Source organism: Pseudomonas sp. WC1, from assembly GCF_050586565.1.
In the GTDB taxonomy this organism is placed as follows: Bacteria; Pseudomonadota; Gammaproteobacteria; order Pseudomonadales; family Pseudomonadaceae; genus Aquipseudomonas.
Map to the genome: position 1 here is coordinate 22,971 of NZ_JBOBDQ010000063.1, position 10,883 is coordinate 33,853.

The window sequence follows — 10,883 nt, forward strand, 5'->3', positions numbered from 1 at the left end:
CAGGGCCGGTTTTTTCATGCGCTTGGCAAATTACAGCTTGCCAGCGTTCTCGCTCAGGTAAGCCGCGACACCTTCCGGCGAAGCGTTCATGCCCTTGTCGCCTTTCTTCCAGTTGGCCGGGCAGACTTCGCCGTGCTCTTCGTGGAATTGCAGGGCGTCGACCAGGCGCAGCAGCTCGTCCATGTTGCGGCCCAGCGGCAGATCGTTGACGATCTGCGAGCGGACAACACCGTTGGTGTCGATCAGGAAGGCACCACGGAAGGCCACGCCGCCTTCGGACTCGACGTCGTAGGCCTTGCAGATTTCGTGGGTCATGTCGGCTGCCAGGGTGTACTTGACCTGGCCGATGCCGCCATTGTTGACCGGGGTGTTGCGCCAGGCGTTGTGAGTGAAGTGCGAGTCGATCGACACGCCGATCACTTCCACGTTGCGCGCCTGGAAGTCAGGGATGCGGTTGTCCAGGGCGATCAGCTCGGACGGGCAGACGAAGGTGAAGTCCAGCGGGTAGAAGAATACCAGGCCGTACTTGCCCTTGATGGCCGAGGCCAGGTTGAAGCTGTCGACGATCTCGCCGTTGCCCAGCACGGCTGGAACGGTGAAGTCCGGGGCTTTTTTGCCAACGAGTACGCTCATTCGATCTCTCCTGATGAGGGGTGAAAAACCTTGCCCGGGCGGAACGCGTCCCCCGGATCCAGCAAAGGCCGACCATCATACACAGCTTTGCGTGACAGGCCGAATCTCAACCGCCGGTCGCTCTGGAACGCACCTTACACAATGTGTTTTGACAAGCATTCTCATTACCATTACTCTCCAATCCATCGAATCAACCCGCGATGGTCAGCCTTTATGTATGTGTGTCTTTGTGTCGGTGTCACCGACGGACAGATCCGCGATGCGATCTACGAAGGATGCTGCAGCTACAAGGAAGTTCGAGCCGCCACCAATGTCGCCAGCCAGTGCGGCAAGTGCGCCTGCCTCGCCAAGCAGGTGGTGCGCGAAACCCTCACCGAGCTGCAACTGAGCCAGCAGGCCGCCCTGCCCTACCCCGTTGAATTCAACGCGGCGTAATGTCCCCAAATTTGAAGAACCGGACCTAGTGTCCGGTTTTTTTATGCCTGCAATTCAATAAGTTAGCGTTCGAACGCAGTTCACAAACATTCTTATTCCGATTAATTTTCACTTATTATTCAATAACTTAGGTTTGACATAGATAGTTGCGAGGCTCAAACTTGTTTGCATTGGCTCAACTTCTACAGGGCAGACCCCATCATGAAAGGCGACGTAAGCGTCATCCAGCATCTCAACAAGGTCCTCGGAAACGAGCTGGTCGCAATCAACCAGTACTTCCTGCATGCGCGCATGTACGAAGATTGGGGCCTGAACAAGATCGGCAAACTCGAGTACAAAGAGTCCATCCAGGCGATGAAGGATGCTGACAAGCTGATCAAGCGCATCCTCTTCCTCGAAGGCATCCCCAACGTCCAGGACCTGGGCAAGCTCATGATTGGCGAGCACACCAAGGAAATGCTCGACTGCGACCTGAAGCTTGAGAAAAAGGCCCACGCCGACCTGAAAGCCGCCATCGCCCACTGCGAAACCGCTGGCGATTTCGGTTCGCGTGACGTGCTCGAGGACATCCTCGAAGACCAGGAAGAGCACATCGACTGGCTGGAAACTCAGCTGGGCCTGATCGACAAGATCACTATCGAGAACTACCTGCAGTCGCAGATGGGCGAAGAGTAACTGCTCGATCGACGACAACAAAAAGCCCCGCTATTGCGGGGCTTTTGCATGCTGGCGAAGAACGCCGGAATCAGGCTTCGGAAGCCTTGGCCTTGGCGGCCGCATCCTTGATCAGCGCCTGCAGCTCACCCTTTTCGAACATCTCGATCATGATGTCGCTGCCGCCGACCAGCTCACCCGCCACCCACAGTTGCGGGAAGGTAGGCCAGTTGGCGTACTTGGGCAGGTTGGCGCGGATTTCCGGGTTCTGCAGGATGTCGACATAAGCGAACTTCTCGCCACACCCCATCACGGCCTGCGAAGCCTTGGCCGAGAAACCGCACTGCGGGGCATTCGGCGAACCTTTCATGTAAAGCAGAATGGTGTTGTTGGCGATCTGCTCTTTGATTGTATCGATGATATCCATGAAGCACCTCGGCTGAACTTTCCGACTGGGTCGTCGGCACGGTGACGCATTGTATCGGAAAGCCGAGCGGCGTGCTCGGCCTTGCCGATGCTCAGGCGGCCTCCACTTGCACAGGTACGCCATTGAGGGCGGCGTTGCCGGATACGCCATCACGCAAGTGCTCGTCGGTCAGGTCATTGGCGCTCACTCCTGGCTGTGCACTGGCTACCTGCAAGCGCGCGCCCTGGCGCCCGTGACCGTAGCCATGGGGCAGGCTGACCACTCCTGGCATCATCTCCTCGCTGGCTTGGACAGGCACTTCGATCACGCCGGTGCGTGAGCGGATTCGCACCATCTGCCCGTCCACCAACTGACGGTGGCGCAGATCCTCCGGATGCATCAACAGATGATGCCGCGGTTTGCCTTTGACCAGCCGATGATAGTTGTGCATCCACGAATTGTTGCTGCGCACATGGCGGCGGCCGATCAGCAACAACTGGCCCACCGTCGGCGCTGCCTGCCGGGCCAGGCGTTGCAGATCACCGAGCAGCACCGCCGGTGCGGCTTCGACTTTGCGGCTGGTCGTGCGCAAGCGCGGCGCAAGGTTGGCCGCCAGTGGTCCTAGATCCAGGCCGTGGGGGTGTTCATCGAGCCTCTGCAGGGAAAGCTTACAGGACGACTCGTCACCATAAGGGCCCCTGCGCAAGGCAAAGTCGATCATCCGTGCCGGTGGCAGGGTGGCCTTGAGCTCGGCCTGCGCACGCTGGGCAAAGGCTTCGGCCAGGCCCACGAAAATCTCCCAGTCATGCAGTGCCCCCTCCGGCTTGGGCAGGATCGCCCGGTTGAAACGGGTGACATTGCGCACCGCCAGCAGGTTGAAGGTGGAATCGTAGTGATCATTCTCCAGCGCCGAGGTGGAGGGCAGGATCAGGTCGGCATGACGCGTGGTCTCGTTGATGTAGAGGTCGATGCTGAGCATGAACTCCAGGCCGGCCAGCGCCTGGTCCAGGCGCCGCCCGTTGGGCGTGGACAACACCGGGTTGCCGGCCACGGTCACCAACGCCCGTACTTGCCCGTCACCGGGCTCGAGGATCTCCTCGGCCAAGGCCGAGACCGGCAGCTCGCCAGCATATTCGGGCAATCCCGAGACACGACTGCGCCATTGGTCAAAGTGGCCACCCGATGTGCTGGCGACCAGATCGACAGCCGGCTCGGTGCACAACGCACCACCCACTCGATCAAGGTTGCCGGTGACCAGGTTGATCAATTGCACCAACCAGTGGCACAACGAACCGAAGGCCTGGGTCGATACCCCCATCCGGCCATAGCACACGGCCTTGTCGGCAGCGCCGAAGTCCCGCGCCAATCGGCGGATGTCCTCGGCCGGGATGCCGCACAACGCGCTCATGCTGGCGGCATCGAACGGCAGGATCGCCTCGCGCACCTGCTCCAAGCCATTGATCGGCAAGTGCGAGCCACGGGCCAGGCCCTCGACGAACAGGGTATGCAACAGCCCACACAGCAACGCTGCGTCGCCGCCGGGGCGGATAAACAGGTGCCGGTCGGCCAGTAACGCCGTCTCGCTGCGCCGCGGATCCACCACCACCAGCTGCCCGCCCCTGGCCTTGAGCGCCTTCAGGCGCTTTTCCACGTCGGGGACGGTCATGATGCTGCCATTGGAAGCCAGGGGGTTGCCGCCAAGGATCAGCATGAACTGCGTGTGGTCGATGTCCGGGATAGGCAGCAACAGACCATGGCCGTACATCAGGTGGCTGGTCAGGTGCTGCGGCAGCTGGTCCACCGACGTGGCCGAGAAGCGGTTGCGGGTCTTGAGCAGGCCGAGGAAGTAATTGCTGTGGGTCATCAAGCCATAGTTGTGCACGCTGGGGTTGCCCTGGTAGACCGCAACAGCATTGCGCCCATGGGCCTGCTGCACCGCCCACAGCCGCTCTGCGGCGAAGGCGAAGGCCTCATCCCAGCCAATCGCCTGCCACTGGTCACCGATGCGCCGATGAGGCTGGCGCAAGCGGTCAGGGTCTTCCTGGATGTCCTGCAGGGCGACCGCCTTCGGGCAGATATGGCCGCGGCTGAACGGATCCTGCGGATCGCCCTTGATCGAGCTGATCCGCGGCGGCCCTTCCGCCCCATGGGTAACTTCGATGTTCAGGCCACAAATGGCCTCGCACAGGTGACAGGCTCGGTGATGCAGGGTCTTGGTCATGGCCGCCTCTGCCTTGTTGTTCGCAAGGTTCGACTATGCGCCGCACCTACCGGGCATGCCAGCGCGCTTCGCGGCATGAATCGGGAGACATCAGGCCGACGATTCGCGACGACGAATTTGCCAAAATCGAGGTAAGCCGTGTACAACCTCTGTAGCAAATAAAAAACAGCTGCTCGCCAAAGGCTTACGACACCCTTTGACACAGAGGCGCTGTTTCCCCTCTTGGTTTCAGGCGACATTTAATTATAGTATTGCGCCTTTCCCTATTCCGTCCGCCCCGTGCGGCTTACGCCGCAGGTCACTCCCGTTGTCAACAAAACCCATACGGTCGACCTGCAAAACGTTGCAGATAAGGTAGTCAATCATGAGCGCTAGGCACTTTCTCTCCCTGCTGGATTTCACCGCTGACGAATTGCTCGGCGTGATCCGTCGCGGCATCGAGCTGAAGGACCTGCGTAAACGAGGCGTGCTGTTCGAGCCGTTGAAGAACCGCGTGCTGGGGATGATCTTCGAGAAATCCTCGACCCGTACCCGAGTGTCCTTCGAAGCGGGCATGATCCAGCTTGGCGGCCAGGCGATCTTCCTGTCGCCGCGCGACACCCAACTGGGCCGCGGCGAGCCGATCGCCGACAGCGCCATCGTACTGTCGAGCATGGTCGACGCGGTGATGATCCGTACCCACGCCCACAGCACCCTCACCGAGTTCGCCGCCCATTCGAAGGTACCTGTGATCAATGGCCTGTCCGACGAATCACACCCCTGCCAGTTGCTGGCCGACATGCAGACCTTCCTCGAACACCGCGGCGCAATCCAGGGCAAGACCGTGGCGTGGGTCGGCGATGGCTTCAACATGTGCAACTCGTATATCGAGGCGGCCATCCAGTTCGATTTCCAGCTACGCATCGCCTGCCCCGAAGGCTATGAGCCCGATCCGCGCTTCCTGCAACTGGGTGGCGACCGCGTGCAGATCGTCCGCGACCCGAAGGAAGCTGTTCGCGGCGCCCACCTGGTGACCACGGATGTCTGGACTTCCATGGGCCAGGAAGAGGAAACTGCACGGCGCCTGGCGCATTTCGCGCCTTACCAGGTCACCCGCGAACTGCTCGACCTGGCGGCACCCGACGCCCTGTTCATGCATTGCCTGCCCGCCCACCGTGGCGAGGAGATCAGCCAGGACCTGCTCGACGACCCCCGTTCGGTCGCCTGGGACGAAGCTGAGAACCGCCTGCATGCGCAGAAGGCCCTTCTGGAATTCCTTGTAGAACCGGCTTACCACCACGCATGAGTCAACAGCTACTGCTCAACTTGCGCAACCTGGCCTGCGGCTATGGCGACCAGCGCATCGTCCAGAACCTCAACCTGCACCTCAACGCGGGCGACATCGGTTGCCTGCTAGGGTCCTCCGGTTGCGGCAAGACCACCACGCTGCGCGCCATCGCCGGGTTCGAGCCGGTGCACGAAGGCGAGATCCAGCTGGGCGGCGAGGTCATCTCCCGCGCCGGGTTCACCCTGGCGCCGGAGAAACGCCGGATCGGCATGGTGTTCCAGGACTACGCGCTGTTCCCCCACCTGACCGTCGCGCAGAACATCGCCTTCGGCATCGGCAAGCACCCGCACCAGGCCATGGTGATCGAGGAGATGCTCGAACTGGTCAAGCTGGCTGGCCTCGGCGGCCGTTACCCGCACGAGCTGTCGGGCGGCCAGCAGCAACGCGTGGCCCTGGCCCGGGCGCTTGCACCGAAGCCACAGCTGCTGTTGCTTGACGAACCCTTCTCCAACCTCGACGTGGAGCTGCGCCGACGCTTGAGCCATGAGGTCCGCGACATCCTCAAGAGCCGCGGCACCAGCGCCATCCTGGTCACCCACGACCAGGAAGAAGCCTTTGCCGTCAGCGACCACGTGGGGGTGTTCAAGGAGGGGCGCCTGGAGCAGTGGGACACGCCCTACAACCTCTACCACGAGCCGCAAACGCCGTTCGTCGCCAGCTTCATCGGCCAGGGTTACTTCATTCGCGGCCAGATGAGCAGCCACGAGGCAGTGACCACCGAACTCGGCGAGCTGCGCGGCAACCGGGCCTATACCATGGCGCCCGGAAGCTCGGTGGACGTGTTGTTGCGCCCCGACGATATCATCCATGCCCCCGACAGCACGCTACGGGCACAGGTCATCGGCAAAAGCTTCCTCGGCGCTTCGACCTTGTATCGCCTGCAGCTTCCCACCGGCAGCCAGCTAGAAGCGATCTTCCCCAGCCACAACGACCACTCGCTCGGCCAGGACGTCGGCATCGCCGTGGCCGCCGATCATCTCGTGCTGTTCCCGGTCCCCGGTAGCGTTGCTGCGCAGCTACCGCGCCAGGAGAACGGCGTGCGTCGCATCAGCTCGGCGCTCTGAGGTTCGACAGCTCGCGGGGCAAGCCCGCTCCCACGCCCTGTCGCAGGCGTGGGCGCGCTTGCCCTCATCGCTTTGCATCACACCCTCAAAGTACCAGAGGCCACCAGGCGGGCCTGTCCACCGATCTTCACCCGCTCCCCTTCCAGCCGGCAGAACAGCTCGCCACCGCGTGTCGAGCGCTGGAACGCGTGCAGCTGCGGTTTGCCCAGGCGTGCCGCCCAGTAAGGAATGAGCGAGCAGTGGATTGAACCGGTGACCGGATCCTCAGGGATACCGATACCCGGCGCAAAATAGCGCGACACGAAATCATGCTCTTCGCCCGGCGCCGTCACGATCACCCCCGGCCCCGGCAAGCGGGCCAGCGCCGCCATGTCCGGCCTGCAGGCGCGCACCGCCTGCTCCGAGCCGAGCACCACCAGCAGCTCGCGGGCCTGGTAAACCTCCCGAACCTCACAGCCCAGCGCTTCGGCCACCGCGACCGGCTCGGCCAGCGGCTGCGGGTCGACGCGTGGGAAGTCCAGCCACAGGCGCCCGCCCTCACGGCTGACGCCCAACCGGCCGGATTGGCAGTGAAAATCCAGGTGCGATGCGTCTACGCCATAGACCTCGAACAGCACGTGGGCACTGGCCAGGGTGGCGTGGCCGCACAAGGGCACCTCGGTGCCAGGAGTGAACCAGCGGATCCGATACCCCGCGCCTTCAGCTACCACGAACGCGGTTTCGGCGAGGTTGTGCTCGGCGGCGATCTGCTGCATCAGCCTGCCGTCAAGCCACTGTTCCAGGCAGTAGACGATGGCCGGGTTGCCGGCAAAAGGGCGATCGCTGAAGGCGTCCACCTGATGATAATGCAACTGCATGCCACGACTCCTGTATTGGGCTGTCAACCGCCCGAGCATGCAACATGCCGCCAGCGGCCGACAGTGACAGCGTCGTGGATTTTCAATCAGTACAGATGTTAACCGCGGCCGATCTCGGCGAACTGTGCCTGGGTGTGGATAGCGAGCACCGTTGCCGCCAGCTCCACTTCGAGGCCACGGCGGCCAGCGCTCACATGAATCGTTTCATGTTGTTTCGCGGTTTGGTCGATAAAGGTGCGCAGGCGCTTCTTCTGCCCCAGCGGGCTGATCCCGCCAACCAGGTAGCCCGTGGCACGCTGGGCAGCCTGCGGGTCGGCCATCTCGCACTTCTTCACGCCGGCCGCATGGGCCAACGCCTTCAGATCGAGCGTCCCGCCCACCGGCACCACCGCCACCAGCAGCTCGCCTTTTTCGCTGCTGGCAAGCAGCGTCTTGAACACCCGCAATGGGTCAAGGCCGAGCTTTTCCGCCGCTTCCAGGCCGTACGACGCAGATTTAGGATCATGTTCGTAGCTGTGCACGCGGTGCTCGGCACGCGCCTTTTTCAGCAGGTCCAGGGCGGGGGTCATCAACGGCTCCATGCGATCATAAGTCGCTCGGTACTTTAGGGTAAATCCGCCGGGGCAGCCAGTGCACGACCCAGGCTAGAGCAGCGGCCAGGGATTCACGGCGCGGCATGGCAGTCAGAATGTGGCCATGCGTTCATTTTCGACCTTTGACATCAGCGTTTCTTGTCTATATTTTTTCGTTTATGAATAAATGGTGCACCTATAAGGTGCGCTTCCTGTACCTGCCCGGCGTCAATGGGGATCGACTCCGGGCTTTTTGCTGTCGAGCGCCCAGCGCCTCACAACAACAAGAACCGAGGTCATACATGACGACTGCTCTACGACAACCCACGCTATCTGCCCAGTGCCTGGCCGAATTCCTCGGCACTGCCCTGCTCATCTTCTTCGGTACCGGCTGTGTCGCCGCGCTCAAGGTCGCCGGTGCCAGCTTTGGCCTGTGGGAGATAAGCATCATCTGGGGGGTCGGGGTGAGCATGGCGATCTACCTCACCGCAGGCGTGTCCGGCGCGCACCTGAACCCGGCGGTCAGCATTGCGCTCGCCGTGTTCGCCGGCTTCGACAAGCGCAAGCTGCCGTTCTACATGCTCGCCCAGGTGTGCGGCGCATTCTGCGGCGCCGCGTTGGTGTACTTCCTGTACAGCAACCTGTTCTTCGATTTCGAACAAAGCCACGCCATGCTGCGTGGCAGCCAGGCCAGTCTCGAGCTGGCCTCGGTGTTCTCCACCTACCCGCATCCGGCGCTGTCCACCGGGCAGGCCTTCCTGGTCGAAGTGATCATTACCGCCATCCTGATGGCGGTGATCATGGCCCTGACCGACGACAACAATGGCCTGCCCCGCGGCGCCACCGCCCCCCTGCTGATCGGCCTGCTGATCGCCGTGATCGGTAGCGCGATGGGCCCGCTGACCGGCTTTGCGATGAACCCGGCGCGCGATTTCGGGCCTAAACTCATGACCTTCCTGGCCGGCTGGGGCGAAATCGCCTTCACCGGCGGGCGCGATATTCCGTATTTCCTGGTACCGGTGTTCGCGCCGATCCTCGGTGCCAGCCTGGGCGCGGCCCTGTACCGCGGGCTGATCGCCCGCAACTTGCCGACGACACAAGCCGTGACCCAGCAGACAGACGATAATCCTCAGGGCGACACCCAGGTTTCCTGATGCCAGCGCCGGGCCCGGACCGCAAGTCCGGCGCCCGCCACGCCCTGACCTACTCCCATATTCGTGCAAGGCCACCGACATGACCGATACCCTGGACAAGAACTACATCATCGCCCTGGACCAGGGCACCACCAGTTCGCGCGCCATCATCTTCGATCGCGACGCCAACGTGGTGGGCACCTCGCAGCGTGAGTTCGCCCAGCACTACCCACAAGCGGGCTGGGTCGAGCACGACCCGATGGAAATCTTCGCCACCCAGAGCGCGACCATGGTCGAGGCCCTGGCCCAGGCCGGCATCAGCCACGCCCAGGTCGCAGCCATCGGCATCACCAACCAGCGCGAAACCACCGTCGTCTGGGACAAGGAAACCGGGCGCCCGGTGTACAACGCCATCGTCTGGCAATGCCGGCGCAGCACCGAGATCTGCGCCCAGCTCAAGCGTGACGGCCATGAGCAGTACATCCGCGAGGCCACTGGCCTGGTCACCGACCCGTACTTCTCCGGCACCAAGCTCAAGTGGATCCTCGATAACGTCGAGGGCGTGCGTGAACGCGCCGAGCGTGGCGAGCTGCTGTTCGGCACCATCGATACCTGGCTGATCTGGAAGTTCTCCGGCGGCAAGGTGCATGTCACCGACTACACCAACGCCTCGCGCACGCTGATGTTCAACATCCACAGCCTGCAATGGGACGACAAGCTCCTCGATATCCTCGGCATCCCAAGCCAGATGCTGCCCCAGGTTCGTCCGTCGTCCGAAGTCTACGGCCATACCAAGAGCGGCATCGCCATCGCCGGTATCGCCGGCGACCAGCAATCGGCCCTGTTCGGCCAGATGTGCGTGGAGCCCGGCCAGGCCAAGAACACCTACGGTACCGGGTGCTTCCTGCTGATGAACACCGGCGACAAGGCGGTGCAGTCGTCCCATGGCCTGCTCACCACCATCGCCTGCGGCCCGCGTGGCGAAGTGGCCTACGCCCTCGAAGGCGCGGTCTTCAACGGTGGCTCCACCGTGCAGTGGCTGCGCGACGAACTGAAGATCGTCAACGACGCCTACGACACCGAATACTTCGCCAGCAAGGTCAAGGACAGCAACGGCGTTTACCTGGTGCCGGCCTTCACCGGCCTGGGCGCGCCCTACTGGGACCCGTATGCCCGGGGGGCGCTGTTCGGCCTGACCCGTGGCGTCAAGGTCGATCACATCATCCGTGCCGCCCTGGAGTCGATCGCCTACCAGACCCGCGACGTGCTCGACGCCATGCAGCAGGACTGCGGCCAGCGCCTGTCCGAACTGCGTGTGGACGGTGGCGCGGTGGCCAACAACTTCCTCATGCAGTTCCAGGCCGACATTCTCGGCACCTGCGTCGAGCGTCCGAAAATGCGCGAAACCACAGCGCTGGGCGCGGCCTACCTGGCGGGCCTGGCCTGCGGTTTCTGGAGCGGCCTGGACGAGCTGCGCGACAAGGCGATCATCGAGCGCGAGTTCAGCCCGCAACTGGACGAAACGGCCAAAGAGAAGCTGTACAAGGGCTGGCGCAAGGCTGTCGATCGCACCCGCGACTG

Annotated in this window: 11 protein-coding genes; 6 read left to right on the top strand and 5 right to left on the bottom strand. The window is 62.6% G+C overall.

All coding sequences use genetic code 11. The annotated features are described in order from the left end of the window. Positions 1-30: 30 nt before the first annotated feature. Entirely contained in the window at positions 31-633 is a 603-nt protein-coding gene (locus ACQ4OD_RS22665; protein WP_003254945.1) for a peroxiredoxin, read from the bottom strand. Between the two features lie 213 nt (positions 634-846). On the opposite strand from ACQ4OD_RS22665, the gene ACQ4OD_RS22670 reads away from it, so the two are divergent. Then, positions 847-1,068 carry a bacterioferritin-associated ferredoxin gene (locus tag ACQ4OD_RS22670; RefSeq protein ID WP_046854452.1) on the top strand — a complete coding sequence of 74 codons (222 nt, stop codon included), beginning with the start codon at positions 847-849 and terminating at the stop codon, positions 1,066-1,068. 201 nt (positions 1,069-1,269) lie between these two features. Next, on the top strand, positions 1,270-1,743 hold the full coding sequence (bfr, locus tag ACQ4OD_RS22675; RefSeq protein WP_046854451.1) for a bacterioferritin: 474 nt from the start codon (positions 1,270-1,272) through the stop codon (positions 1,741-1,743). 70 nt (positions 1,744-1,813) lie between these two features. Here the strand turns inward: bfr and grxD are convergent, their stop codons facing one another. Together grxD and ACQ4OD_RS22685 are read right to left on the bottom strand one after the other, a co-directional pair. Continuing rightward, entirely contained in the window at positions 1,814-2,149 is a 336-nt protein-coding gene (gene grxD / locus ACQ4OD_RS22680) for a Grx4 family monothiol glutaredoxin (protein ID WP_139669271.1), read from the bottom strand. A gap of 91 nt (positions 2,150-2,240) precedes the next feature. Beyond that, entirely contained in the window at positions 2,241-4,349 is a 2,109-nt protein-coding gene (locus ACQ4OD_RS22685; protein WP_430944964.1) for a molybdopterin oxidoreductase family protein, read from the bottom strand. 364 nt (positions 4,350-4,713) lie between these two features. Here ACQ4OD_RS22685 and argF point away from each other — a divergent pair, with 364 nt between their 5' ends. Further along, a complete protein-coding gene (gene argF / locus ACQ4OD_RS22690) occupies positions 4,714-5,634 on the top strand; it encodes an ornithine carbamoyltransferase (RefSeq protein ID WP_198755607.1) in 921 nt (306 codons plus the stop codon). Continuing rightward, on the top strand, positions 5,631-6,740 hold the full coding sequence (locus tag ACQ4OD_RS22695; protein ID WP_139669265.1) for an ABC transporter ATP-binding protein: 1,110 nt from the start codon (positions 5,631-5,633) through the stop codon (positions 6,738-6,740). Before argF ends, ACQ4OD_RS22695 begins: the two co-directional genes overlap by 4 nt. Positions 6,741-6,817: 77 nt before the next feature. Here ACQ4OD_RS22695 and ACQ4OD_RS22700 read toward each other — a convergent pair whose 3' ends face one another. Together ACQ4OD_RS22700 and ybaK are read right to left on the bottom strand one after the other, a co-directional pair. Next, entirely contained in the window at positions 6,818-7,597 is a 780-nt protein-coding gene (locus ACQ4OD_RS22700; RefSeq protein ID WP_139669263.1) for a PhzF family phenazine biosynthesis protein, read from the bottom strand. 98 nt (positions 7,598-7,695) lie between these two features. Further along, entirely contained in the window at positions 7,696-8,166 is a 471-nt protein-coding gene (gene ybaK, locus ACQ4OD_RS22705) for a Cys-tRNA(Pro) deacylase (protein WP_430944965.1), read from the bottom strand. A gap of 305 nt (positions 8,167-8,471) precedes the next feature. Between ybaK and ACQ4OD_RS22710 the strand changes: the two genes are divergently transcribed. Both ACQ4OD_RS22710 and glpK read left to right on the top strand, forming a co-directional pair. Next, positions 8,472-9,323 carry an MIP/aquaporin family protein gene (locus ACQ4OD_RS22710; protein ID WP_102684758.1) on the top strand — a complete coding sequence of 284 codons (852 nt, stop codon included), beginning with the start codon at positions 8,472-8,474 and terminating at the stop codon, positions 9,321-9,323. A 79-nt stretch (positions 9,324-9,402) separates the two neighbouring features. Next, on the top strand, positions 9,403-10,883 hold a 1,481-nt coding region (gene glpK, locus ACQ4OD_RS22715), incomplete at its 3' end, for a glycerol kinase GlpK (RefSeq protein WP_430944966.1).